Here is a 25,033-nt window from a genome sequence, read left to right as displayed (position 1 = left end):
CCCCTTTAGTTTACTTGTTTCAATTCCCCCATTTGCTCAATGACAGCCTGAATGGAACTCCATGAACGCTTTACAAAATAAATCGGCTTATGTTGATCTTTTGCTTTTTGTTTAATGACCTTTGCTAAATTGTGGTTAATGTAATCGGTCATGACAAATACGATATCGACATGCTCTGGAATTTGTCGCTTCACCATATTCACTTTTCGACCATCTAAATGAATAATCTCCTGAAATCCTGAGTTTTTTAATTTATCGGTAATGTTTCCTAAATGATCTGCTCCAACAACTAATAATGATGACATATAACTCCCTCCGAATTTTTGTCTTATATTGCGCAATTTCATTCTAATTGAGAATGATTATCTATGTCAACATATAATGATAAAAATTCTCACTATTTTTGCTCATTTTTTCATGTTATGTCTTGCCAATGTTTTGTCTACACTATCATCAACATAAAGAAAGGAGGGAATGGTTGTGGTAAAAGATGTACTTTGTGAGGTGCAAAACTGTCAGTTTTGGTCGCAAGGCAATCGATGTAGTGCAGACGTAATCTATGTCATAAGCCATGCCGGTACAACAGCGACGAGCTCGACAGAAACAGACTGTAAAACGTTCCAACCAAACGAATAACTAAACACCCCTTGCCTATCGCAAGGGGTTTTCCACTTTTTCATGTTAAAAACAATGAATAGACACATTTTTTTAAAATTATCGCCACAGTTTTGCAACATTTCCCTCACCTCTTCTTCACGTATTGAGGTTACTCTTATACGTAGTAAAAAACATTTTGTATGTTGGAGGGGGACTTATGAGCGATGTACTTTTGTTAAGCCGTTTTCAATTTGCCATTACGGTTTTTTATCATTTTTTATTCGTCCCGTTGACCATTGGTCTTATTGTTTTAATTGCATGGATGGAAACACAACATGTGCGAACAAAAAATCCGCTTTATCGACAAATGGCAGATTTTTGGGGGAAATTGTTTGCTATCAACTTCGTCCTTGGCGTAGTCACAGGCATTACGATGGAATTTCAATTTGGTACAAACTGGTCTGAGTATTCGAAATATATGGGGGATATTTTCGGATCTCCGCTCGCCATTGAAGCGCTCGTTGCTTTCTTTTTAGAATCAACATTTATGGGCATTTGGCTATTTGGGAAGGATAAAATTTCACCAAAACTTCGTGCGTTTTCGATTTGGATGGTTGCGCTTGGTACAAACATTTCAGCGCTTTGGATTATTACAGCAAACGGCTTTATGCAAAATCCGGTTGGGTATATTGAAAGAAACGGACGTATCGAACTACAAAACTTTTGGGAAGTGGTAACAAATCCATACGCATGGTATATGTTCGTTCATACCGTCGTCAGCTGTTATATCGTTGGAGCGTTTTTTGTCATGGCAGTGAGCGCATGGCACTTATTACGAAAACAGCATGTCGAATTTTTTAAAAAATCGTTTCAATATGGACTCATCTTAGGATTGATCGCCGCAACAGCAACACCATTTATCGGTCATAAATCAGCATCGTTTGCGGCAAAGATGCAGCCTGCTAAAGGAGCAGCACTAGAAGCTGTTTGGGAAACGAAAGAGGGATTACCTTTTCATATTATTCAAATTCCGGATCCAAAAAACGAACGAAATATCGTTGAATTTTTAACGATTCCGAAGCTCGGTAGCTATTTTTACACACGTTCGTTTGATGGGAAAGTCGTTGGATTTGATCAAATTCCAAAAGATGAACGTCCGAATGTTAACATCGTCTTTTATTCATTTCGTTTAATGGTGGCTCTCGGTTTATATTTTGTCGCTCTATTTTGGTACGGATTTTACTTATATCGCAAAAACAAATTAGTGGAATCACGACGTTTCTTAAAACTTGTGATGTATTCTGTATTGCTTCCGTATGTCGCTATCAACGCTGGCTGGGTCGTTGCGGAAGTCGGACGTCAACCGTGGACTGTTTATGGTCTCATGCGTACAGCTGAGGCAGTATCGCCAATCTCGCTCTCACAAATCCTTTTCTCGCTCGTCAGCTTAGTCGTGTTTTATACGATTTTGCTTATTGCTGACGTGTACTTAATGTTGAAATATGCAAAAAAAGGACCGTACACATCCGCGGCTACGAAAGGTGGGGAAATGCAACATGTCTTATGAAATAGTTGCGATCATTTGGTTTGGTCTATGGGGACTTATTTGGACGATATACTTTGTATTAGATGGATATACGCTCGGGACGGGCATGTTGTTTCCGTTTTTAGCGAGAAACCGTCAAGAGCGAAATCAACTACAAGAAGCGGTTGGACCGTTTTGGGGTGGCAATGAAGTATGGTTAATTACAGCGGGCGGAGCTACATTTGCTGCATTTCCTGCTGTTTATGCTGACTTATTTAGCTTCTTATATACGCCGATGATGCTCATTTTATTCGCGCTCTTTTTCCGTGCTGCTGGATTGGAATTTATGCATAAAGACGATGCACCGCTTTGGCAAAAAAGTTGGAAATGGGCATTTACAATTAGCAGTTTTGCTTTAGCACTTTTATTTGGCGTTGCCTTTGCGAATTTGTTTTACGGCTTAAAAATTGGCCCATCTGGATATGAAGGAACGTTTTTTAGTTTACTTCATCCGTACGGTTTGTTAGGCGGATTATTGTTTATCAGTTTATTTATCGTCTCTGGTGCTCTCTGGGTCATGCTAAAAACGGTTGGAGAGGTAGCGGAGCGAGCGTATGCAGTCGCTCGCCCTGCTGCTATTGTTGCAACGGTCATATTATCCCTTTTCTTCGTTGCAACAAGTAATCGGACACCTTTGTTTCACAACTTTACAAAAGCATCAATTCTTTGGGTCGTTCCAGCGCTTACTTTCGTATGTGCATTACTGATGTTATTGTTCGTTTGGCAAAAACGAATTGGACTTGCATTTACGAACATTTGCTTGACGATTTTCACACTTATGGCAACTGGTTTTATCGGCATGTTCCCAAATATGCTTCCTTCCCGCATCAACGATGAATATAGCACAACGCTTTTTGAAGCAGCAGGAAGCGAATTGAACTTAAAAATTATGCTCGGCGTCGCCATCGTTATGGTACCGATCGTCGTAGGCTATCAACTTTGGAGTTATAAACTGTTTAAAGAAAAAATTACGAAAGAAACAGCGAAAGGATATCAATAAGAGGAGGCTTTTTACGCCTCCTCGACCCATTTTTTTAGCTTATGGCGCATCAGTTTGTTTGTAGCATTGCGCGGCAAATGATCAACAATGTAAATTCGCTTTGGCACTTTATATTTAGCCAATTTACTCATACAAAACAACTTTAATTGTTCTTCCGTTGCTGTCCCATCATATAATACAACAAATGCATGTGGCACTTGTCCCCATGTTTCATCAGCAACTCCAATGACGCCTGCTTCTTTTACTGCCTTATGTTCCAAAAGTACCGCCTCAATTTCAGCTGGATATACGTTTTCACCACCGGAAATAATTAAATCCGAGCGACGATCGAGCACATATAAAAATCCTTCTTCATCCATATATCCAATATCTCCGGTATATAACCAACCATCTTTTAAAACCGCATTCGTTTCCTTTTCGTTTTGCCAATACCCTTTCATGACGCTCGGACCTTTGACAACAATCTCTCCTACTTCATTGGCATTCAGCTGGTGTCCGTCTTTTTCAATGCGAATACCCATATGAAACAGCGGCTTTCCTGCTGAGCCATGTTTATGACGAGCATCTGGAGATAATGTAGCCACTTGAGAAGCAGTTTCTGTCATACCATATGTTTGATATACAGGTATATTCCAATTAGCACACGAATGCAATAACGGTTGCGAAACAGGTCCTCCTCCAACGAGCATACAACGAAATGACGGAGGGTACGGCTGCTTGAGTTGCTGAATTATTTGTTGCACCATGGTGCTGACAGCGGACATCATCGTAACTTTCCCTTGCAAAATAAGCTCATTGCTACGTTTCGCGTCAAATGATGACATAATATAAACACTCATGCCATAAATGACGCTCCTCATTAAAATCGACAAACCACTCACATGAAAAAAAGGAACAGCGGCAAGCCAACAATCATTTTCATGCAAGCCAAGATTTAAAGCGGAACCAATCGCACTCCACCAATGATTCCCATATGTTTGCATAACCCCTTTTGGCTTTCCTGTCGTCCCTGATGTATACATAATGGTTGCTACATCATCAAGATGGTACATCGTTTGCCATTCTCCATCTCGTTCTCGGAGTTTTATAAATTCATTCCACTCAATTACTCGTTCGTCTGGAAATGGCGCATCACAAATGACGAAACGCGCCCCACTATGATCCAACTGCCACTTTATTTCTTCTATCGACAAGCGTACGTTTTGTAACAAAACAATCGCTCCGATATAATGAAGCGCATGAATGACTTCGACCATATGTATACTATTTTTCATTAAGATAGCTACAATGTCGCCTTTTTTTACACCGAGATAAACAAATTGCCTTGCCCGTTTTACTGTCCGATCATGAAGTTCCGCAAATGAAATCGATTGTGTGTCGTCGTATAGCGCTACACGATTCGGAGTTAAATGTGCACGTTGACGTAACCAATTTGGAATCATGTTCACACCACCTTTAAAAAAACAGCTTGATGTATGCACATCAAGCTGCTTTATTTTTATGGAAAACGCGGGAACTGCTTGAAGTCCGGTTTTCTCTTTTCTTTAAATGCATCGCGTCCTTCCTTAGCTTCATCCGTTGTATAGTAAAGAAGCGTTGCATCTCCAGCAAGTTGTTGAATGCCTGCCAATCCATCAGTATCAGCGTTGAACGCAGCTTTTAAGAAGCGAATAGCTGTCGGGCTTTTTTCTAAAATTTCTTCCGCCCATCTCACCGTTTCTTCCTCTAACTGTTCAAGCGGAACAACTTTATTCACTAATCCCATTTCTAACGCTTCTTGGGCATTGTATTGGCGACATAAATACCAAATTTCACGCGCTTTTTTATGACCGACAATGCGCGCTAAATAGCCGGCTCCATATCCTCCATCAAAGCTGCCCACTTTCGGACCTGTTTGACCAAAAATCGCGTTATCTGCTGCAATCGTTAAGTCACAAACAACATGTAGCACGTGACCACCACCGATCGCATAACCTGCAACCATCGCAATAACCGGCTTCGGAATGACACGAATTAAACGTTGCAAATCTAATACGTTTAAGCGCGGAATTTGATCATCCCCCACATATCCACCATGTCCACGCACTTTTTGGTCGCCACCCGAACAAAACGCTTTGCCGCCTGCACCTGTTAAAATGATGACACCAATATTAGAGTCGTCACGTGCATATGCAAACGCATCAATTAATTCCATTACTGTTTTTGGACGAAACGCATTATGTACTTCAGGACGATTAATTGTGATTTTTGCAATGCCGTTATACGTTTCGTACAAAATATCTTCATATTCCCTCTCTTTTATCCATTCAATCGCCATGCAATAAACCTCCTCTTAGCACAAATTGTTGAACAAGCGTACCAAACCGCTCACGCTGCTCCATATGCACAACGTGTCCAGCTTGCGGAACGGCAATGAGCGTTCCGTTTGGTAATAATTGTACCATTTCTGACGCAATTCGACAAAACTTTTCATCGTCTTCTCCACAAATCAACAATGTCGGCATATGTAATTGATGCAATGCCCCCCACCAAGAAGGTTGTGCGCCTGTCCCCATCCCACGTAAACTGTTAGCTAGTCCAATCGCTGTATGCTGTAACCGTTCTTCTCGGAGCCGTTGTTGTACACTTTTTGGTAACCGTTGAAGAGAAGAAAATAACGGAATGTTCTCCCAGCGATCGACAAATGAAGCGACGCCATGTTGTTCAATAAACTGCGCTAATCGTTCATCTTCTTCACACCGCTTTATTCGCTCTTCTTCCGTTTTTAATCCCGGGGAACTACTTTCTAATATTAATGTTTGAACGTACTGCGGATAACGAATCGCAAACGTTAACGCAAGCCGCCCCCCCATTGAATATCCAAGCACATGAGCTTTTTTTATTCCTAATCGATCAAACAACATCGCAATATCTTTCGCCACCGTTTCAATATCGTAGCGCTGTACAGCTGAAGGAGCATCCGTTCGTCCGTGACCGAGAATGTCAATGGCGATGCACTGTATATGTTGGCTCCACGTTGAAATAAACGGATGCCACGTTTGACAGCTGCCTGTAAATCCGTGTAGTAACAACAGCGGTTGTCCATTACCGTACATTTCCACATAATACGTTTGTCCTCGAACGACAAACTTCATGCCCATTCCCCTTTATTCAACAAGTTGGACATTTCCTGGGAAACATCTTTCCACAATTTCCGATGGATTTTGACATTATATTCACGTGATGTCGGAACTTCAATGACGTTTAATGTCGGGCGTGAAAGAGCGTCCGTCATCGCTCGTCGAAAATGTTCCCACGTCTCTACTTTTTCATAATGCCCATTATACATGTCAACAGCATGCTGAAATGATAAATGTGTCGGCGTACCAAATAACCGTTCGAAATGCTTTGGTTCATTCGCTTGCGGTAAGAAAGAGAAAATACCTCCGCCGTTATTGTTTAACACGATGATTGTCGCATGTAGCTGTTGTAATTTCGCTGCCAACAAACCGTTTAAATCATGATAAAATGACAAATCGCCAATCACTAACACAAGTGGTTGGGAAACGTAACTTGCCCCAAGAGCACTAGATACAACTCCATCAATGCCGTTTGCTCCTCGATTCGCGAGTAAACGGATTCGTTTACTCGATGACATAAAAAACGTATCCGCATCACGAATAGGCATACTGTTGCCAACGTAGAGTGTTGCTTTGTCTGGCAATAGGTTGGCAAGTTCAATAAATATTTTCCCTTCAAACATATCCGTCTCTTCTTCTGCTTTCAACAAAATGTGTTTTGCACGTTCATTCATATATTGCCACTTGCTCATCCATTGCGACGAACGAAGGGAATGTGAGGCACGTTGCGCTAAATCATAACAAAACTGAACCTCATTTGCTTCTATCAGTACTTGAAGCGACAACGTTGGATCGCGCCATTGTCCCGCTTCATCGACAACTATTTGTTTTACTTGTTTATGCTTCTGCAACCAAACATAAAGCGATTTCGATACAGGCATCGCTCCGAACCGAATAGCGACATCTGGAACAAACCTATCCGCAAACGTTTCATTTTTTAACATCGCATCATACGATTCAATAATACATCGTTTCTCGTGTATACCTGTCCGCAATGGAGAGAGAGGATCTGCTAAAATAGGGTATTGCAATGCTTCCGCTAACTTCACAACTGCCTCAGAAAAACCTTCGATATGCAAATCTCCGCATATAATGACCCCTTTTTCGACACCGCTCAACTCCGCATACAACTCATCGATCATCTCTTCACAAAGATGCTTATTTCCTTTATACACGATGCGAGCTGGAGAAGATGGCAAAAACAACGGCTCATCGATCGTTGGAACGAGTGGTTCGCGCAACGGTACGTTAATATGAACCGGTCCTTTTGGGACAGACGATGCAACGTATACCGCGCGAGCAGCAACCATTTCGGCATAACGAAGCATTCGCTCATTTCCTTCTGGAAGCGCCATATCAACAAACCATTTTACATATGAACCATACATATGTAACTGGTTAATTGCTTGTGGGGCGCCAACATCACGCAGTTCATGAGGGCGATCAGCCGTAATCACAACGAGTGGGACACGTGCATAATAAGCTTCAACGATTGCTGGATAATAATTTGCTACTGCTGTCCCTGATGTACAAACAAGAGCAACTGGCTCTCCAGAAGCCTTCGCCATGCCCAATGCGAAAAAAGCAGCGGAACGTTCATCAATATGAACATGAATATTTAACGTTGGATGTTCAGCCATAACCATCGCTAGAGGAGTGGAGCGAGAACCTGGGCTAATTACAACTTGTCGGACGCCCATATGAGCTAATTGCTCAACGAAAGCTGTGACATACGCTGTCATTTCATTCATCTCCATCCCCCCCTAACGCTGATAACATCGGTTTAAACTTTACATTCGTTTCCTCGTATTCATTATGTGGATCAGAATGGGCGACAATGCCACATCCTGCAAACAAATGTGCTTTATTGTCTTCAAGCAATGCCGAACGAATCGCAACAGCAAACTCTCCGTTTCCGTTCGCATCAACCCAACCAATCGGAGCGGCATACCATCCACGATCAAGCGGCTCAATCTCCCGAATCGTCTGTACCGCCTTTTCTTTCGGAAATCCCCCGAGCGCAGGGGTTGGATGAAGCCGTTCAACGAGTGAAAAAATCGAGACGCCTTCCTTCACTTTCGCCTGAACAGGCGTATATAAATGTTGAATATGTCTCATTTTCAGAAGCGTTGGTTCGTTCGGAATGACAACTTCCGTACATACTTCATTCATTGCTTGTTTAATCATATCGACAACAAACGCATGCTCGCGGCGATTTTTATCGTCTTGAAGCAACCAACGTCCAAGCTCTTCATCTTCTTTCACCGTATGTCCACGGCGAATCGATCCCGCCAAACAGGCTGTTTCACACATATGCCCATTCTTTCTCACAAGTTGCTCCGGAGAAGCCCCGATGAAGCAAGTAGAGCCATTTTCAAAAGCAAAAATGTAGCTCATCGGTTGTTGTTCACGCAATGAGCGTAACACATGAGAACGATCAATTCGCTCAGAAAAAGAAAGAAATAGCTTCCGTGCTAAAACAACTTTCTCAATTGCATCATTTCGAATAAGATCTGTCGCGTAATGAACGGAACGGAGCCATTGGTCGCGAGCAACTTCTTCTTTTTTCACAATGTGAGCACGATGCGAATCGCTCTCATCGCGTGTGTGAAATAAAGAATCGATCATTTCTTCAATCTGATTGAGCGATTCATGAACAACATTGACTGTTAACCATATTTCATCTCGCTGCTTTGTTAACAAAAATGTAGGTACAACAAACTGGGCAGAAGGAAATTCAATCCAATGTTCATCCGACTGTTTCAGCGGGTCAAAGGCAAATCCTCCAAACATTAGCGGCCCTTGCCCTTCAATGAAAGCGCCTTCTACAATTTGTTTCCATTCTCGTTCGACGTCACGAAACCGCTTTTTCGTCTTTTCATTGCTTTTTATAACTTGAGCTCGTCCAAGTCCAACAAATGTTCGTTCGTGCAAGCAATCCGACCAGTAAAAACGTTGCCCATAAAATAACGTTTCACCCGCAGAGAAAAAAGCAAGCGGATCGATTTGTTCCATTCTTATGGTAATACTAACCATATGCTCTTTTTTCCCTAATACATGACGCAATTGGTCAATAACTTTGTTTTGATATAAAGTAACCACCTTTTATCACGCCTATACTTAAACTTTTTGTCCCTTTTCCATTATAATATTGTTTTTTAGAGATAGGAAACAATTTATATTGTCAAGACATTGACACATTTTCCCCACTTCCCTAAACTTATTGTGAACGACATTTTACTTAAAGGAGAAGAATGGTATGCCCACACCAGTACGTTCAAATACTCAAACGGTTCATTATAAACGAGACTGGCGCGTTTGGTGGCGTTTATTGCGACCACATACGCTAACTGCAGCGTTCGTTCCCGTTTCCATTGGTACTGTGCTTGCAGTAGACGAAGCACCAATTCGCTTCTCTTTATTTTTGGCCATGCTTATTGCCTCATTGTTTATTCAAGCGGCAACAAATATGTTTAATGAATATTACGATTATAAACGTGGTCTCGATACACCAGAGTCCGTCGGTATCGGTGGAGCAATCGTGCGCGATGGCATTTCTCCAACAACTGTCTTGTTTCTCGCATGGTCTTTTTTTGCTGTTGCTATGCTACTTGGCGTTTATATTTGTGTCAATAGTAGTTGGTGGCTAGCTGTAATCGGAACGATTTGCATGGCCGCTGGATATTTTTATACGGGCGGACCTGTTCCGATCGCCTATACCCCATTTGGTGAATTAGCAGCAGGGTTTTTCATGGGTCTTACCATCATTTTAATTTCATTTTTTATTCAAACGGGCACAATTACATCAACACCTGTTCTTGTTTCTGTTCCCATCTCTATTCTAGTTGGTGCTATTTTATTAGCCAATAACATTCGCGACTTAGATGGAGACAAAAAAAGCGGACGAAAAACGTTAGCCATTTTACTCGGTAGAAAACGTGCCATTTGGTTGTTAGGCGGCATGTTTGTCACATCGTTTTTATGGATTGTGTTACTTGTTTTTACAAAAACGATTTCACCATGGACATTGCTCGTATTTTTCAGTGTCCCAAAAGCGTGGCGAGCAACGAAGGGGTTTATTGGAAAAACGAAACCGATCGACATGATGCCAGCCATGAAAGCGACCGCTCAAACGAATACGCAGTTCGGATTTTTACTCGTTGTCGGTCTATTTATTCATTATTGGATGCAATAATTGTTAAGAAAAACCATAGCCTTGACGCTATGGTTTTTTCTTTTTAGTCCATACTATGCGTAGTTAGAACTTGAAGGAGGGAATTTATTGTGCAGGATATATCTGCTTTACGTGACCGTTTATTGCAAGAAAAACGACAAATTGAGCAACGGTTGAAACAAAACGATCATTTCGGTCTCACCCGAACATCTAATCATGATTCAGTTGGCGAATTATCGAATTATGACAATCATCCTGCTGATACTGGCACAGAATTATATGAACGAGAAAAAGATATTGCGCTGAACGAACATACAGAACGAGAGCTTCACGATATCGAGCTTGCACTTCAAGCGATGGAAGATGGGACATACGGGGTTTGCCAAGTATGCGGAAAATCGATCCCATGGGAACGTCTTGAGGCCATCCCAACAACAACGTTTTGTAAGGAACATAGCACCGATCAAGTCGTTTCACAACATCGTCCAATAGAAGAAAGTGTTTTGTCTCCTCCATTTGGCGAATTTGTCGTTCATGACGATGTAGAAACTTTTGATGCCGAAGATAGCTGGAAAAAAGTTGCACGTTTCGGTACATCAGAAACACCTTCGGATCTACAAGAGGATACTGTGCATTACGATCGAATGTATATCGATGCAGGAGAACAAATCGGTTACGTCGAACCGTTTGAAACATTTGCGGCAACCGATCTTTATGGAACGGGCATTACGATTTATCCAAACATTGTACATGAACAATATGAACAAATGCTCGATGACGAACAATTAATGTCTCCACTCGGTGATCTTCCAGCTTATGAAAAAGATCCTTATACTTCATAAGAAAGTCCTGTGAGCATATGCTTACAGGACTTTTCCGTTAGTGAATATTCCAAATGTCTTGAGCGTATTCTTCAATCGTTCGATCGCTTGAAAAATACCCTGAACAAGCGATGTTCGTCACGCTCATTTCTAACCACTTTTGGCGATTTTCATACGCTACTCCCAATCGTTGTTGTGCATCAGCATACGATGCGAAATCCCGTAGGACAAAATATTGATCATTATGAGCAAGCAACGAATCGTAAATCGGCTCGAAGTGATCATATGCATCTGGAAAAAAGCCATTTACAAGCTGATTGACGACTTGATGAATACGTTGATCATGGTGATAATACTCATATGAATGATATCCACCGTTAGCATAATAGTGCAACACTTCTTCTGCAGTCAATCCAAAAATAAACATATTGTCATGACCGACACGTTCTAAAATTTCAATGTTAGCCCCATCGAGCGTTCCGATCGTCACAGCTCCATTCATCATAAATTTCATGTTTCCGGTCCCTGATGCTTCTTTGCTTGCCGTCGAAATTTGCTCACTTACATCAGCGGCTGGAAAAATTTTTTCTGCCAATGAGACACGGTAATTTTCTAAGAAAATAACTTTTAACCGCCCATTAATTTGTTCGTCGCTGTTCACCTTTTGTGCAACAGAATTGATTAACTTAATAATCCGCTTCGCATAATGATATCCCGGCGATGCTTTCGCGCCAAAAATAAACGTACGTGGATACATATCGAAATGTTCATCTTCTTTTAATCGGTTATATAAATGCATAATGTGGAGTACATTTAACAACTGTCTTTTATACGCATGTAACCGTTTCACTTGTACATCAAAAATCGATGAGTCGTCTACAGTCACCCCTGTTTTTTCGTAAATATATTTAGCTAACTTTTGTTTATGGTGATGTTTCACTTTTTCTAATCGTTCTTGAAATGCATGATCAGTTGCATACTTTTTCAACTGAATAAGCTGCTCAGGTTGCTTTATCCATTCCGTTCCGATCGCTTCGGTAATAAGAGAAGAAAGCTCCGGGTTTGCTTTAAGCAACCAACGACGATGTGTAATGCCATTCGTTTTATTATTAAATTTTTCTGGAAAATATTCGTAAAATAACTTCATTTCCCGATGCTTTAAAATTTCAGAATGTATTTTCGCCACACCATTCACACTATAGCTCCCTACAATCGCTAAATGAGCCATTTTCACAAGCCCATGAGCAATAATCGCCATCTCCTCGATTCTTTTCCAATCGCCAGGATATCGATTCCATAAATCACGACAAAATCGTTCATTAATTTCTTGCACAATCATATAAATTCGCGGCAGTAGCGGTTGGAAAATGTAAATAGGCCATTTTTCCAACGCTTCAGACAATGTTGTGTGATTTGTATAAGAGATCGTATTTGTCGTAATGTGCCACGCTTCATCCCATCCCATTCCTTCCTCATCTAACAAAATTCGCATCAGTTCTGGAATGGCTAGAACTGGGTGGGTGTCATTCACATGAATCGCTACGTGTCGATGGAAATGTTGTAAATGTCCGTATCGTTGCCGATAGTCGCGCACAATGCTCCCGATGCTTGCAGCAACAAGAAAATATTGCTGTTTTAACCTTAAAATTTTTCCTTCATCATTTGTATCATCAGGGTACAAAAATTCAGAAATAGCTTCCGTTTCTCGTTTATATTGCATGACATGTTTATGAAGCGGAAACTTCGCGGGCTCGGCACTCCACAATCGCAACGTATTTACAGTCGTCGTATCATACCCGATGACAGGCATATCATAAGGAACCGCCATCACTTTTTCTACATCATAATGTCGAAACGTTAATCGCCCATCTTGTTCGTAGCATTCTACTTTTCCCCAAAAATTAACTTCTACCGCTAAATCTTCTTTTTTTACTTCCCAAACGTTCCCGTGACGCAACCATTGTTCAGGGAGTTCGACTTGATAACCATTCACTATTTTTTGATCAAACAAACCGTGCTTATAACGAATTCCTTGACCATGTCCAGGCAAATCAAGAGAAGCAAGAGAATCTAAAAAACAAGCAGCTAATCGACCAAGCCCTCCATTTCCGAGACCTGCATCTATTTCCACTTCTTCGATATGAGCCAATTCAATGCCAAGCTCTTTTAATCCTTGCTCCACGACATCGCGTATACCAAGATTCATTAAATTGCTGCCCAACAAGCGACCTAGCAAAAATTCAATCGACAAATAATACACTTGCTTTTTATGTTCAGCACGATATCGTTCGTTCGTTTGAATCCAATGTTTGCTAATGTACTCACGAATCATATGCCCTAGCGTATTGTATTGATCCAGGACCGTCGATTCCCAAAACCGCTTTCCATACATCATTTCTAATCGCCTCAAAAACGTTTGTTTAAATTCTTCCTTATCCGTGAACATAGATGTCACTCCCAGCCATTAGTTCGTCATATAGTTGATTGTATTTAAATGCCGATTTTGCCCAGCTGTAATCGCGACTCATTGCCCGCTTCATAATCGTTTCCCATATTTCTTTTTGTTCATAAAATGAACGAGCTCGCTGAATTGTATATAACATGTCATGCGCATTAAAGTTTTTAAACGTAAAACCTGTTCCTTCTTTCGTAAATTCGTTAAAAGATTGTACCGTATCATTTAATCCACCTGTTTCGCGAACGATCGGCACAGCTCCGTAACGCATCGCAATCATTTGTCCAAGCCCACATGGTTCGAACTGTGACGGCATTAAAAACATGTCCGCACCAGCATAAATTTGATGAGCAAGCTGTTCGGAGAATCCAATATATACGCGAACCCGATCTGGATATGTCATCGCCATCTCATGAAAGAAATGTTCGAACTCCCATTCCCCTGTTCCGAGAATGATCATTTGGACATTTTGAGCAATGATCTCATGAAATACACATGTCACTAAATCTAGGCCTTTTTGTTTTGTGAGCCGCGAAACAATAGCGATAATTGGGATATCTTCTTCTGACGGCAATGAAAAATGTTGTTGGAGAGCTCGTTTATTAATGCTTTTTCGCGCAATTGTCGTTACATCATACGGCACTGCAATATACGGATCTTTTTTTGGATTATATATTTCATCATCAATCCCATTTAAAATGCCAACTAAATGCGAACTTCTCGCTCGCAACAGCCCGTCAAGCCGTTCACCATAATATGGCGTTTGAATTTCCTCTTTATACGTTGGACTGACCGTTGTAATCATATGCGCCGAGACAAGCGCCCCTTTCATAAAACTGACGTTTCCATAAAACTCTAAATGTTCAATAGAGAAATAACGGTCGCTTAAATTCAGCAAGTCCCCTAAAATTTCGCGTGGGAAAATACCTTGAAATTGTAAATTATGAATCGTAAATACCGTTTTCATTCGTGCGTAAAATGAATTGTTCGTATATTCTTCACGCAATAAAAATGGAATCATACCTGTATGCCAATCATGGCAGTGGATTACATTCGGTTGAAAATCAATGATCGGAAGAGAATCGAGTACGGCGCGACAAAAATATGAAAAACGCTCGCCGTCATCGTAATGTCCATATAATGAATCTCGCTTAAAGTAATACTCATTGTCGACGAAATAATATGTAATTCCTTCATATTCTAATTGTTCAATTCCACAATATTGTCTTCTCCAACCAACACGAACGACAAGCTCAGCAATTTTATGCATTTTTTTTCGCATATGTTCTGGAATTAACCCATACTTTGGTAACATGACACGTACATCTGTCCCAAGCTTTTTCAACTCTTTTGGTAATGCACCAGCCACATCTGCTAACCCGCCTGTTTTTACGAATGGTACACATTCTGATACGACAAATAATACTTTCACGATTTCATCAGCGCTCCTTGTATTGTTCCTTTTCGAATGACGATTGGCTCCTTCGGTGTCCCAATTAATTTCACCCCATCGCCAATTCGGGCATCTTTATCAACAATGACATATTCAAGATGACAGTTCTCTCCAATTTGACTTTTTTGCATAATAACGCTATGTTTCACAACAGCTTCTTTTCCTATTTTTACTGATCTCGAAATAATGCTATTTTCAATTTCCCCTTCGATGACGCATCCGTTTGCGATCATTGCATTACGCACGCAAGCATGCGATGTATATTTTGTCGGTGGTTCGTCTTTTACTTTTGTATAAATCGGTCTTCCTTTTAAGAACAATTGTTTCCACACATCTGGTTGAAGAAGTTCTAAACTATGATGAAAATAACGTTCGATACTATCAATGACCGCAACATACCCATCATATTCATAATCACATACTGTTAATCCATTTGTTTGATCATTGACAACATCAACAATACTTTGATAATGATTTCTTTGTTGGTTAGCGATCAAATCGAGTAACAACGATGTTTCTAAAATAAACATGTCGAGGGATTGACCATGATGACATATACGAGTAATATCGCACTCGTTCATGATGTGGCGTCGCAGCACTTCTTCATAATCGATGTTACATACTGTATAACTATTGCAAATGAGAGCGTACTTTTGTGTACTTCGCAAAAAATAATCGATATGTTGCTGGAAATGTTGAAATGATCCAATATGAGAAATCGGGAGATCTGTTGAAGGAAAAAAGAATAAGCCATCGCGTTTTCGATTCAAATCCCAATTTTTACCCGAACCTAAATGATCCATTAACGAACGATATTGATATTTTGGGAAAATAGCGACACTTTCAATCCCTGAATTAACCATATTTGATAAAACAAAATCGATTAATCGATAGCGCCCAGCGAACGGAACAGCGGCAATAGAACGTTGAAGCGTCAAATCATTCATTTCACGCTTATATGTCGTTGCATCAATAACCCCGAGCATTAATTTTCCCACGCTTTCTCATCCTCTCTCTCTGAAAAATGTCCCAAAAGCTCCTCTGTCACAAGAATAACTTCCCCGTCAAATTGATCGGCACAAATGAACGTTCCATCGGGAATTTCCATGTTTGGTGGAACAATCGCTTTTTCAATATATACATTTTTACCAATTACAGCATTAGGCATAACAACGCAATCTTTTACTGTTGCACCTTGTGCAACATACACCCCTTGAAACAAAACAGAATGCTCCACATTCCCCTCAACAATGCATCCTTCATTCACTAAAGACTCTTTCACATGCGCATACGGAGCAATATATTGTGGCGGTTCATTCGGATTCACTGAATAAATACGCCACGTATGATCAAATAAATTTAACGCTGGGGTATCTTCTAGTAAGTCCATATTTGCTTCCCATAAACTTTTTACCGTTCCGACATCTTTCCAATATCCTTTAAATGGATAAGCAACGAGTCGCTTTTTTTCATCAATTAACAAAGGAATAATATCTTTGCCAAAATCATGACTTGAGCGATCATTTCGATTATCCATTTCCAAATATTCTTTCAAAATCGACCATTTAAAAATGTAAATGCCCATCGAAGCTAAATTATTTTTCGGATGTGCTGGCTTTTCTTCAAATTCGACAATTTCCATCTCTTCATTTGTATTCATAATTCCAAAACGGCTCGCTTCTTCCCACGGTACTTCAATAACAGAAATCGTCACATCTGCCTTCTTTTCAATATGATATTGCAACATATCTGCATAATTCATTTTGTAAATATGATCGCCAGAAAGAATGAGCACATACTCCGGATCATACTGCTTTAAATAGTTTAAGTTTTGATAAATCGCATTTGCTGTCCCTTTATACCATCTCATTTCCGACGATTCAGCATATGGGGGGAGAACCGTTACCCCTCCGTTTTTCCGATCCAAGTCCCATGCACTTCCAATCCCAATATACGTATTTAGCTCCAACGGCTGATATTGAGTGAGTACCCCAACTGTATCAATACCAGAATTGGCACAATTGCTTAGTGTAAAATCAATAATACGATACTTTCCTCCAAACGGAACAGCCGGTTTAGCTACATTTTTTGTTAATGAGCTTAATCTACTCCCTTGCCCCCCCGCGAGTAGCATAGCGACGCACTTTTTTCGTACCATGGTTTCCCTTCCCTTCTCTTTTTCTTGTAGGTCGTAAAATAGTGATAGCATACGGCGGAATCGTCATTCGAATGTGGTACGGCTTTCCGTGATATGATTCTTCACATGCCTTAAGTGGCTTTTTGTTTATATGTCCCGCACCACCGTACATCACATCATCGCTGTTGAATACTTCTCGATATGATGTCAGAAATGGCACACCAATTTTGTAATTGTCATATACAACATTTGTAAAGTTACAAACAACAATTAGCGTATCTTCCTCTTTTTTTCCGCGCCGAATAAAAGAAAAAATACTTTGTTCAGCGTTGTTCACATCAATCCATTCAAACCCATTTGGATCATGATCATATTCGTATAGTGCTTTTTGTTTTTTATAAAAATACGTGAGGGATTTCACGTAATCATCCATTTTTCGATGCATATCAAAATCAAATAGCACCCAGTCGAGTTGTTCTAAATCTTTCCACTCATCAAACTGTCCGAACTCTCCACCCATAAATAATAGTTTTTTTCCTGGATGAGTTATAAAATAGCCGTAAAGCAAGCGAAGTTGGGCGAATTTATCCCAATAATCGCCGGGCATCTTATTCAACAACGATTTTTTTCCGTGTACCACTTCGTCATGAGATAAAGGTAAAATAAAGTTTTCCGTATAAGCATAAAGTAGAGAAAATGTCATTTTGTGATGCATATGTTTTCGTTCACTCATGCCCGTTTCCATATAAGTTAGTACATCATTCATCCAGCCCATATTCCATTTGTAGTTAAATCCTAATCCACCGTCGTACGTCGGTGCTGTTACTTTCGGCCAATCAGTTGAATCCTCTGCAATCATTAATACGTTTGGATCAAAAGCAAAGACAACTTCGTTTAACTTTTTTAAAAATGAAATGGCATATGGATTTGGATGTAATACGTCACTATTTGGCCAATAAAGCATATTCGCCACCGCATCTACACGAAAACCGTCAATATGATAGTATTGTAACCAAAACAAAGCATTCGAAATTAAAAAGCTGTGCACTTCCGGCTTCCCTAAATCGAAATTAGCTGTTCCCCAAACAATATTTTCCCGATCTTGCATATTCACATATTCATACGTTGGTTCGCCATCAAACATATATAGCCCATGCGCATCTTTACAAAAATGTCCCGGAACCCAATCTAAAATAACACCGATTCCTTCTTGATGACAGCGATCGATAAAATACATAAGATCGTGGGGCGTCCCATAGCGACTCGTTGCAGCATAGTAACCCGTTCCTTGATATCCCCATGAACGATCAAGCGGATGCTCAACAAGCGGTAACAGTTCAATATGAGTAAATCCATGCTCAACAACATAAGGAATTAACTCATCTGCCATCTCCGCATATGTGTAACATTGCCCATCTTCTTTCTTTTTCCACGTTCCGAAATGAACTTCATAAATAAACATCGGTTGCTTATAAATAGGCTTTCGCTTCTTTTTTCTTTGCCACGCTTGATCGTTCCATTTGTATCCATTCAACTGATATACAATAGAGGCTGTATGGGGGCGTTCTTCAGCATAAAAAGCATATGGATCTGCTTTAAGAAGAGTACGTCCATCTTTTGTTATAATTTCGTATTTATATAAATATCCTTCTAAATTTTCTGGAACAACAATCATCCATACTCCTTGATCGTTTATTTTTGTTAATTCATATTCCTCTCCGTTCCAATCGTTAAATGTCCCAACAAGCCGAACTTTTTTGGCATGTGGGGCCCATACACAAAAACGCGTTTCCGTTCTCCCGTCTCGTTTCACAAGATGTGCACCGAATAAATGATAGCTTTCATAAAACGTTCCTTCGTGAAATAAATGCAACTGCAAATCGGTTGGACTCATCGTTAACAAATGTTCATCCTTCCTTTCCTAAAGGAATACAAAATCACTCCGTACTGATATATTACACTACGCCATGTAAAATTCCTGTAAGAAAATTAAGATATTTTTCGACAATGTTCAACAAATCACATGCTAAATGTGGCGAAATGAAAAATCAATACGAACGTCCATAAAATTGTCGTTTGATTATCAAATGATAATTATATAGAATATTTTATAGTAATTGTTTTTTATATTTTTTTATATTTATTATAAATAATGAGGGGGCGTTTATATGTACGATTTTCATCATTTACCGCATGTAAAAGTGCAGACAACATCAAAAAAAGCACTTTGGACGACATTATTATTAACCGCTTTTTTCACGATTGTGGAAGTCATAGGGGGCATTTTATCAAATTCCCTTGCTTTATTGTCAGACTCAGCACACATGGCGTCCGATGTGATTGCATTAGGGTTAAGTATGATTGCTCTTTATTTAGCTTCTCGTCCGCCAAATAAAAAATTTACATTTGGTTATTTACGATTTGAAATTATCGCCTCATTTTTGAATGGGCTTGCACTTGTCGTTATTGCGGTGGGGATTTTTATCGAAGGAATCCGTCGTTTCATTCATCCCGAAACCATTCAATTTTCCTTCATGTTAACGATCGCAACAATCGGATTTATCGTTAATCTTGTGTTAACAATCGTTTTAAGCCGGAGCATGAAAGAAGAAGAAAATTTAAATGTAAAAAGCGCTTTATGGCACTTTATTGGTGATTTACTAAGTTCCATCGGTGTTATCATTTCAGCTATTTTAATTTACTTTACAGGTCTATATGTATTTGATCCCCTCATCAGCGTCGTTATCGGTACCATTATCTTCGTAGGTGGGGCAAAAATTGTTCGAGAGTCGTATTTTATTTTAATGGACGCAGTCCCGGACGAATTTGATATCGAACGCATTCGCGCGGATATTTTATCTGTTGAAGGAGTCGAAGATGTACATGAATTGCATATTTGGTCTATTTCCACCGATCATTATTCTTTAACTGCACACGTTCTCATTCATGAACGCATCCAGCCATTTTGCGTCATTTTGGCGATCAATGAAATGTTAAAGGAACGATACAATCTTTCCCACGTCACCGTTCAAGTTGAGCACCCATCGATTCATCAACATGGCGAGTATGGCAAGAAATTTTTAGAGAGGAAAAATAAAATGGATATGAGTGGAGAAGACGTTGCTCATGTTGAGTAGCGTTTTTTTCTTTTTTTATGTTCTAATAACTTTATAGATGAATACAATATATGAGTTCGTTAAAATGAGGCTTTTCATCACTTATACAGGGGGAATGGAATATGAGGAGAGCAATGATTGCAATTTCTTTAAGCGTTCTATTAATGGCATTAGTGATTAGTTCTTTTTCTTACTGAATATCAAACCAGATACTTCTCACATTACCAAGGCTCAAAAGCTGGCTGAATATTCAAAACCAGCTGTTGTCAGAATTGTGGACTACGCCATCGTCAAGTGGGACTTCGTAGATGATAATCCAGCTGTCTCAAACTACTTGCAACAAATGAATAATCAAACCATTATAGGTGGATCCGGCTCTGGTGCGATTATTAGTTCAAATGGTTATATCGTGACGAACGCTCACGTTGTCGAATTTTCTAAAATGGATGATGAACAAATCGCGTACGCCGCTTTTAAACAAATGGTTCAAGGAATTGCCGATTATTTTCAAGTAGACGTGAACGCAGCATACGATTATATGATTGATTATACGCAATATGTAGACATCAAAAGAGGATTGAAAGTAATACTACCTGGTGGAGATGTACTCGATGGAGAAATTAAAAGCTATGGCGCACCGATTAACGAAGGAAAAGATGTTGCTGTATTAAAAATAGAAAGGAAAAATTTTCCTACATTAAAACTAGGAAATTCTGATGACGTACAAAATCAAGACAACATTTGGGTGATCGGTTATCCTGCTGCTGCTGATTCCGATTTATTATCTCCTGATTCCTCACTCGTTTCCTCAATGAACACTGGTCATATCTCTGCCGCTTCTAAAAAAACTGAACAAGGGAGCCCTGTCATTCAAATTGACGCTGCAGCTACACACGGAAATAGCGGAGGGCCAGTCATTAAGGCTCTATAATATTTGGTGTTGGTGAGTAAAAACCAGCACCAAATATTATGGAGCCAAATAATTCAAAAGGGACATCTCTTCTTAAGAGATGTCCCTTTTTCTAGTGACCCGTACGGGATTCGAACCCGTGTTACCGCCGTGAAAGGGCGGTGTCTTAACCACTTGACCAACGGGCCATATGTGGCAATGGCGGAGAAGGCGGGATTTGAACCCGCGCGCCGCAAAACGCGACCTAACGGTTTAGCAAACCGTCCCCTTCAGCCACTTGGGTACTTCTCCAAATGGCTCCGCAGGTAGGATTCGAACCTACGACCGCTCGGTTAACAGCCGAGTGCTCTACCACTGAGCTACTGCGGAACGAAAATAAAGATTATAATGGGCCTAAGTGGACTTGAACCACCGACCTCACGCTTATCAGGCGTGCGCTCTAACCAGCTGAGCTATAGGCCCATGTAAGCGGGTGATGGGAATCGAACCCACGACATCAGCTTGGAAGGCTGAGGTTTTACCACTAAACTACACCCGCACGTCGAATTTTATAATAAGCAACACTCATCACGCTCAGTCATGCCTCTTCCTCTACTAGCATATTCAAAGATGATGGATGCGTCGAGGCAACTCGTGGTTTACTCGACGAAGCGTCGCTCGTGGCTGAGGTTTTACCACTAAACTACACCCGCATATTTGAATTTGCAAATGTTATGGGGCGACTAGTGGGAATCGAACCCACGAATGCCAGAGCCACAATCTGGTGCGTTAACCACTTCGCCATAGCCGCCACAATGATGCCGGCTGCAGGACTTGAACCCGCAACCTACTGATTACAAGTCAGTTGCTCTACCAATTGAGCTAAGCCGGCATAATATAAAGCGATATGAAACTGTATATGGCGGAGGAGGAGGGATTCGAACCCCCGCGCGCCTTTCGACGCCTCTCGGTTTTCAAGACCGACCCCTTCAGCCAGACTTGGGTACTCCTCCGTATAATATAACATGGTGGACCTTGTAGGACTCGAACCTACGACCGGACGGTTATGAGCCGTCTGCTCTAACCAGCTGAGCTAAAGGTCCTAAGCTAGTAGCGGCGGAGGGAATCGAACCCCCGACCTTACGGGTATGAACCGTACGCTCTAGCCAGCTGAGCTACGCCGCCATTATAAATATATGGTGGAGCCTATCGGGATCGAACCGATGACCTCCTGCGTGCAAAGCAGGCGCTCTCCCAGCTGAGCTAAGGCCCCTTGAAAATGGTCGGGAAGACAGGATTCGAACCTGCGACCCCATGGTCCCAAACCATGTGCTCTACCAAGCTGAGCTACTTCCCGTCCTCATAATGATATAAACATGGCGCGCCCGAGAGGATTCGAACCCCTAACCTTCTGATCCGTAGTCAGATGCTCTATCCAATTGAGCTACGGGCGCATATAAAGTGCCGAGGGCCGGACTCGAACCGGCACGGTAGTCACCTACCGCAGGATTTTAAGTCCTGTGCGTCTGCCAATTCCGCCACCCCGGCATGGCATATTGGAGCGGAAGACGGGACTCGAACCCGCGACCCCCACCTTGGCAAGGTGGTGTTCTACCACTGAACTACTTCCGCATTATGCGGGTGGAGGGACTTGAACCCCCACGCCAGAGGCGCCAGATCCTAAGTCTGGTGCGTCTGCCAATTCCGCCACACCCGCATCATGGTGAGCCATGGAGGACTCGAACCTCCGACCCTCTGATTAAAAGTCAGATGCTCTACCTGCTGAGCTAATGGCTCAAAAACAATCTGGTGCCGGCTGCAGGACTTGAACCCGCAACCTACTGATTACAAGTCAGTTGCTCTACCAATTGAGCTAAGCCGGCATATTATATATATATTTAAATGAAGCCGACATTATTCAAAATGGTGGCTCGGGACGGAATCGAACCGCCGACACAAGGATTTTCAGTCCTTTGCTCTACCGACTGAGCTACCGAGCCATACATGGCGGTCCCGACGGGACTCGAACCCGCGATCTCCTGCGTGACAGGCAGGCATGTTAACCACTACACTACGGGACCAATTTGGTTGCGGGGGCAGGATTTGAACCTGCGACCTTCGGGTTATGAGCCCGACGAGCTACCTGGCTGCTCCACCCCGCGATGATTGTTCATACATGGTGGAGGATGACGGGATCGAACCGCCGACCCCTTGCTTGTAAGGCAAGTGCTCTCCCAGCTGAGCTAATCCTCCATAAAAGATAAAAGATGACCCGTACGGGATTCGAACCCGTGTTACCGCCGTGAAAGGGCGGTGTCTTAACCACTTGACCAACGGGCCATATATTATTTCCAAAGTGGCTGGCGGAGAGCAAGGGATTCGAACCCTTGAGACGCTCATCGCGTCTACACGATTTCCAATCGTGCTCCTTCGACCACTCGGACAGCTCTCCGTAAATGGCTCCGCAGGTAGGATTCGAACCTACGACCGCTCGGTTAACAGCCGAGTGCTCTACCACTGAGCTACTGCGGAATAACATATTGTTTTGCCCGGCAACGTCCTACTCTCGCAGGCGGTGTCCCGCCAACTACCATCGGCGCTGGAGAGCTTAACTTCCGTGTTCGGGATGGGAACGGGTGTGACCTCTCCGCCATCGTCACCGAGCAATAATGCTTTAGACAAATGTTATTATAACGGAATATTTTTTGTTGTCAAGCATTTTTTTATTCCTTCAAAACTAGATAACAGAACAGTCGCCTTCGCTTTTCGTGATGTCTAGCTTCGAACTAACATCCTCCTACGCCTTTCGCTTTTTCCGTTCGACGTGCACGCACGTCTTCGTCAAAAGCTCTCGGCTCCGTCGGACGTTTCCTTGGCTTCGCCAAGGACCGTTCTCAGCTTTTCTTGATGTCTAGCTGCGGCTCCTAGCCCCTCGAACCGCTTCAGTCCTGCTGTGGCGGCAACAGCCTCCTCGCAGGCCTTTCGCGTTCTTCGTGGCTGGACAGTCGCCTCCGCTTTTCGTGTGTGTTTAGTTAAGTCCTCGATCGATTAGTATCCGTCAGCTGCACGTGTCGCCACGCTTCCACCTCGGACCTATCTACCTTGTCATCTTCAAGGGATCTTACTCGCTTGACGCGATGGGAAATCTCATCTTGAGGGGGGCTTCACGCTTAGATGCTTTCAGCGCTTATCCCTTCCGCACATAGCTACCCAGCTGTGCCCCTGGCGGGACAACTGGTACACCAGCGGTGCGTCCATCCCGGTCCTCTCGTACTAAGGACAGCTCCTCTCAAATTTCCTACGCCCGCGACGGATAGGGACCGAACTGTCTCACGACGTTCTGAACCCAGCTCGCGTACCGCTTTAATGGGCGAACAGCCCAACCCTTGGGACCGACTACAGCCCCAGGATGCGATGAGCCGACATCGAGGTGCCAAACCTCCCCGTCGATGTGGACTCTTGGGGGAGATAAGCCTGTTATCCCCGGGGTAGCTTTTATCCGTTGAGCGATGGCCCTTCCATTCGGAACCACCGGATCACTAAGCCCGACTTTCGTCCCTGCTCGACTTGTAGGTCTCGCAGTCAAGCTCCCTTCTGCCTTTACACTCTTCGAATGATTTCCAACCATTCTGAGGGAACCTTTGGGCGCCTCCGTTACGCTTTGGGAGGCGACCGCCCCAGTCAAAC

18 protein-coding genes, 25 tRNA genes and 2 rRNA genes (1 of these 45 only partly in view) are annotated in these 25,033 nt (G+C 41.9%); 7 read left to right on the top strand and 38 right to left on the bottom strand.

Annotation, left to right across the window (positions count from 1 at the left end; all coding sequences use genetic code 11):
* Positions 1 to 5: 5 nt before the first annotated feature.
* Complete coding sequence (locus NSQ23_RS03035; protein ID WP_012574098.1) at positions 6 to 305, bottom strand: DUF2325 domain-containing protein; 300 nt, start codon at positions 303 to 305, stop codon at positions 6 to 8.
* A 175-nt stretch (positions 306 to 480) separates the two neighbouring features.
* Between NSQ23_RS03035 and NSQ23_RS03030 the strand changes: the two genes are divergently transcribed.
* The 3 genes from NSQ23_RS03030 to cydB all read left to right on the top strand — a co-directional run bounded on the left by NSQ23_RS03030 (position 481) and on the right by cydB (position 3,182).
* On the top strand, positions 481 to 636 hold the full coding sequence (locus NSQ23_RS03030) for a DUF1540 domain-containing protein (RefSeq protein ID WP_339172807.1): 156 nt from the start codon (positions 481 to 483) through the stop codon (positions 634 to 636).
* A 178-nt stretch (positions 637 to 814) separates the two neighbouring features.
* Positions 815 to 2,164: a cytochrome ubiquinol oxidase subunit I gene (locus NSQ23_RS03025; protein ID WP_339172804.1), complete on the top strand. Its 1,350-nt coding sequence runs from the start codon at positions 815 to 817 to the stop codon at positions 2,162 to 2,164.
* Positions 2,154 to 3,182, top strand: a complete 1,029-nt coding sequence (cydB, locus tag NSQ23_RS03020; RefSeq protein WP_004888933.1) for a cytochrome d ubiquinol oxidase subunit II — start codon at positions 2,154 to 2,156, stop codon at positions 3,180 to 3,182. The genes NSQ23_RS03025 and cydB overlap by 11 nt, the downstream gene beginning before the upstream one ends.
* An 11-nt stretch (positions 3,183 to 3,193) precedes the next feature.
* On the opposite strand, the gene NSQ23_RS03015 is transcribed toward cydB, so the two are convergent.
* Genes NSQ23_RS03015 through NSQ23_RS02995 form a run of 5 tightly spaced genes read right to left on the bottom strand, consistent with a single transcriptional unit; the run spans position 3,194 to position 9,403 of the window.
* Positions 3,194 to 4,624: an o-succinylbenzoate--CoA ligase gene (locus tag NSQ23_RS03015; protein ID WP_035018425.1), complete on the bottom strand. Its 1,431-nt coding sequence runs from the start codon at positions 4,622 to 4,624 to the stop codon at positions 3,194 to 3,196.
* A gap of 56 nt (positions 4,625 to 4,680) precedes the next feature.
* Positions 4,681 to 5,499, bottom strand: a complete 819-nt coding sequence (menB, locus tag NSQ23_RS03010; protein ID WP_004888931.1) for a 1,4-dihydroxy-2-naphthoyl-CoA synthase — start codon at positions 5,497 to 5,499, stop codon at positions 4,681 to 4,683.
* Positions 5,489 to 6,316: a 2-succinyl-6-hydroxy-2,4-cyclohexadiene-1-carboxylate synthase gene (gene menH, locus NSQ23_RS03005; protein WP_339172799.1), complete on the bottom strand. Its 828-nt coding sequence runs from the start codon at positions 6,314 to 6,316 to the stop codon at positions 5,489 to 5,491. The genes menB and menH overlap by 11 nt, the downstream gene beginning before the upstream one ends.
* Positions 6,313 to 8,052: a 2-succinyl-5-enolpyruvyl-6-hydroxy-3-cyclohexene-1-carboxylic-acid synthase gene (gene menD / locus NSQ23_RS03000; RefSeq protein WP_339172796.1), complete on the bottom strand. Its 1,740-nt coding sequence runs from the start codon at positions 8,050 to 8,052 to the stop codon at positions 6,313 to 6,315. The genes menH and menD overlap by 4 nt, the downstream gene beginning before the upstream one ends.
* Positions 8,045 to 9,403: an isochorismate synthase gene (locus NSQ23_RS02995; protein WP_339172794.1), complete on the bottom strand. Its 1,359-nt coding sequence runs from the start codon at positions 9,401 to 9,403 to the stop codon at positions 8,045 to 8,047. The genes menD and NSQ23_RS02995 overlap by 8 nt, the downstream gene beginning before the upstream one ends.
* 157 nt (positions 9,404 to 9,560) lie before the next feature.
* Here NSQ23_RS02995 and NSQ23_RS02990 point away from each other — a divergent pair, with 157 nt between their 5' ends.
* Both NSQ23_RS02990 and NSQ23_RS02985 read left to right on the top strand, forming a co-directional pair.
* Positions 9,561 to 10,496, top strand: a complete 936-nt coding sequence (locus tag NSQ23_RS02990) for a 1,4-dihydroxy-2-naphthoate polyprenyltransferase (protein ID WP_339172791.1) — start codon at positions 9,561 to 9,563, stop codon at positions 10,494 to 10,496.
* Positions 10,497 to 10,585: 89 nt separating this feature from the next.
* Entirely contained in the window at positions 10,586 to 11,317 is a 732-nt protein-coding gene (locus NSQ23_RS02985) for a yteA family sporulation protein (protein WP_339172789.1), read from the top strand.
* 37 nt (positions 11,318 to 11,354) lie between these two features.
* On the opposite strand, the gene NSQ23_RS02980 is transcribed toward NSQ23_RS02985, so the two are convergent.
* From NSQ23_RS02980 to glgB, 5 genes are read right to left on the bottom strand one after another with little or no spacing between them, the layout of a single operon-like run.
* Entirely contained in the window at positions 11,355 to 13,742 is a 2,388-nt protein-coding gene (locus NSQ23_RS02980; protein WP_339172787.1) for a glycogen/starch/alpha-glucan phosphorylase, read from the bottom strand.
* On the bottom strand, positions 13,729 to 15,183 hold the full coding sequence (glgA, locus tag NSQ23_RS02975; protein WP_339172784.1) for a glycogen synthase GlgA: 1,455 nt from the start codon (positions 15,181 to 15,183) through the stop codon (positions 13,729 to 13,731). The genes NSQ23_RS02980 and glgA overlap by 14 nt, the downstream gene beginning before the upstream one ends.
* On the bottom strand, positions 15,180 to 16,202 hold the full coding sequence (locus NSQ23_RS02970) for a sugar phosphate nucleotidyltransferase (RefSeq protein ID WP_339172782.1): 1,023 nt from the start codon (positions 16,200 to 16,202) through the stop codon (positions 15,180 to 15,182). Before NSQ23_RS02970 ends, glgA begins: the two co-directional genes overlap by 4 nt.
* Positions 16,190 to 17,362 carry a glucose-1-phosphate adenylyltransferase gene (locus NSQ23_RS02965; protein ID WP_339172780.1) on the bottom strand — a complete coding sequence of 391 codons (1,173 nt, stop codon included), beginning with the start codon at positions 17,360 to 17,362 and terminating at the stop codon, positions 16,190 to 16,192. The genes NSQ23_RS02970 and NSQ23_RS02965 overlap by 13 nt, the downstream gene beginning before the upstream one ends.
* Positions 17,310 to 19,235: a 1,4-alpha-glucan branching enzyme gene (gene glgB / locus NSQ23_RS02960; RefSeq protein WP_339174250.1), complete on the bottom strand. Its 1,926-nt coding sequence runs from the start codon at positions 19,233 to 19,235 to the stop codon at positions 17,310 to 17,312. Before glgB ends, NSQ23_RS02965 begins: the two co-directional genes overlap by 53 nt.
* Positions 19,236 to 19,509: 274 nt before the next feature.
* On the opposite strand from glgB, the gene NSQ23_RS02955 reads away from it, so the two are divergent.
* A complete protein-coding gene (locus NSQ23_RS02955) occupies positions 19,510 to 20,478 on the top strand; it encodes a cation diffusion facilitator family transporter (protein ID WP_339172778.1) in 969 nt (322 codons plus the stop codon).
* 253 nt (positions 20,479 to 20,731) lie between these two features.
* Complete coding sequence (locus NSQ23_RS02950; RefSeq protein WP_339172775.1) at positions 20,732 to 21,388, top strand: serine protease; 657 nt, start codon at positions 20,732 to 20,734, stop codon at positions 21,386 to 21,388.
* Between the two features lie 95 nt (positions 21,389 to 21,483).
* On the opposite strand, the gene NSQ23_RS02945 is transcribed toward NSQ23_RS02950, so the two are convergent.
* The 27 genes from NSQ23_RS02945 to NSQ23_RS02815 form a co-directional block, all read right to left on the bottom strand.
* A tRNA-Glu gene (locus tag NSQ23_RS02945) sits at positions 21,484 to 21,555 on the bottom strand.
* A gap of 11 nt (positions 21,556 to 21,566) precedes the next feature.
* A tRNA-Ser gene (locus tag NSQ23_RS02940) sits at positions 21,567 to 21,658 on the bottom strand.
* Between the two features lie 3 nt (positions 21,659 to 21,661).
* Positions 21,662 to 21,736: transfer RNA gene (locus tag NSQ23_RS02935), tRNA-Asn, on the bottom strand.
* A 19-nt stretch (positions 21,737 to 21,755) separates the two neighbouring features.
* Positions 21,756 to 21,829 (bottom strand) — tRNA-Ile (locus NSQ23_RS02930).
* Between the two features lie 5 nt (positions 21,830 to 21,834).
* Positions 21,835 to 21,905, bottom strand: a tRNA-Gly gene (locus NSQ23_RS02925).
* Positions 21,906 to 22,081: 176 nt separating this feature from the next.
* A tRNA-His gene (locus tag NSQ23_RS02920) sits at positions 22,082 to 22,157 on the bottom strand.
* Positions 22,158 to 22,165: 8 nt separating this feature from the next.
* Positions 22,166 to 22,238, bottom strand: a tRNA-Thr gene (locus tag NSQ23_RS02915).
* Between the two features lie 28 nt (positions 22,239 to 22,266).
* Positions 22,267 to 22,359: transfer RNA gene (locus tag NSQ23_RS02910), tRNA-Ser, on the bottom strand.
* Between the two features lie 13 nt (positions 22,360 to 22,372).
* A tRNA-Ile gene (locus NSQ23_RS02905) sits at positions 22,373 to 22,449 on the bottom strand.
* An 8-nt stretch (positions 22,450 to 22,457) separates the two neighbouring features.
* Positions 22,458 to 22,531: transfer RNA gene (locus tag NSQ23_RS02900), tRNA-Met, on the bottom strand.
* A 12-nt stretch (positions 22,532 to 22,543) separates the two neighbouring features.
* Positions 22,544 to 22,619: transfer RNA gene (locus tag NSQ23_RS02895), tRNA-Ala, on the bottom strand.
* Between the two features lie 7 nt (positions 22,620 to 22,626).
* A tRNA-Pro gene (locus tag NSQ23_RS02890) sits at positions 22,627 to 22,703 on the bottom strand.
* Between the two features lie 20 nt (positions 22,704 to 22,723).
* Positions 22,724 to 22,800 (bottom strand) — tRNA-Arg (locus NSQ23_RS02885).
* A gap of 8 nt (positions 22,801 to 22,808) precedes the next feature.
* A tRNA-Leu gene (locus tag NSQ23_RS02880) sits at positions 22,809 to 22,894 on the bottom strand.
* A gap of 9 nt (positions 22,895 to 22,903) precedes the next feature.
* Positions 22,904 to 22,978 (bottom strand) — tRNA-Gly (locus tag NSQ23_RS02875).
* Positions 22,979 to 22,982: 4 nt separating this feature from the next.
* Positions 22,983 to 23,063 (bottom strand) — tRNA-Leu (locus NSQ23_RS02870).
* 4 nt (positions 23,064 to 23,067) lie between these two features.
* Positions 23,068 to 23,143: transfer RNA gene (locus NSQ23_RS02865), tRNA-Lys, on the bottom strand.
* A gap of 10 nt (positions 23,144 to 23,153) precedes the next feature.
* Positions 23,154 to 23,229 (bottom strand) — tRNA-Thr (locus NSQ23_RS02860).
* Between the two features lie 41 nt (positions 23,230 to 23,270).
* A tRNA-Phe gene (locus NSQ23_RS02855) sits at positions 23,271 to 23,346 on the bottom strand.
* Between the two features lie 5 nt (positions 23,347 to 23,351).
* Positions 23,352 to 23,427, bottom strand: a tRNA-Asp gene (locus NSQ23_RS02850).
* Positions 23,428 to 23,431: 4 nt separating this feature from the next.
* A tRNA-Met gene (locus NSQ23_RS02845) sits at positions 23,432 to 23,508 on the bottom strand.
* A gap of 15 nt (positions 23,509 to 23,523) precedes the next feature.
* Positions 23,524 to 23,599, bottom strand: a tRNA-Val gene (locus NSQ23_RS02840).
* Between the two features lie 15 nt (positions 23,600 to 23,614).
* A tRNA-Glu gene (locus NSQ23_RS02835) sits at positions 23,615 to 23,686 on the bottom strand.
* Positions 23,687 to 23,707: 21 nt separating this feature from the next.
* A tRNA-Ser gene (locus tag NSQ23_RS02830) sits at positions 23,708 to 23,798 on the bottom strand.
* A 5-nt stretch (positions 23,799 to 23,803) separates the two neighbouring features.
* Positions 23,804 to 23,878, bottom strand: a tRNA-Asn gene (locus tag NSQ23_RS02825).
* Between the two features lie 15 nt (positions 23,879 to 23,893).
* A 5S ribosomal RNA gene (rrf, locus tag NSQ23_RS02820) occupies positions 23,894 to 24,010 on the bottom strand.
* A 364-nt stretch (positions 24,011 to 24,374) separates the two neighbouring features.
* Positions 24,375 to 25,033: ribosomal RNA gene (locus NSQ23_RS02815) — 23S ribosomal RNA — on the bottom strand; it runs 2,267 nt beyond the window's last position.

The organism is Anoxybacillus sp. FSL W8-1294 (assembly GCF_037965005.1).
GTDB classification, from domain to species: Bacteria; Bacillota; Bacilli; order Bacillales; family Anoxybacillaceae; genus Anoxybacillus; species Anoxybacillus flavithermus_G.
Note: the sequence above shows the minus strand (reverse complement) of the source record. Positions and strands in the feature narration are given on the sequence as shown.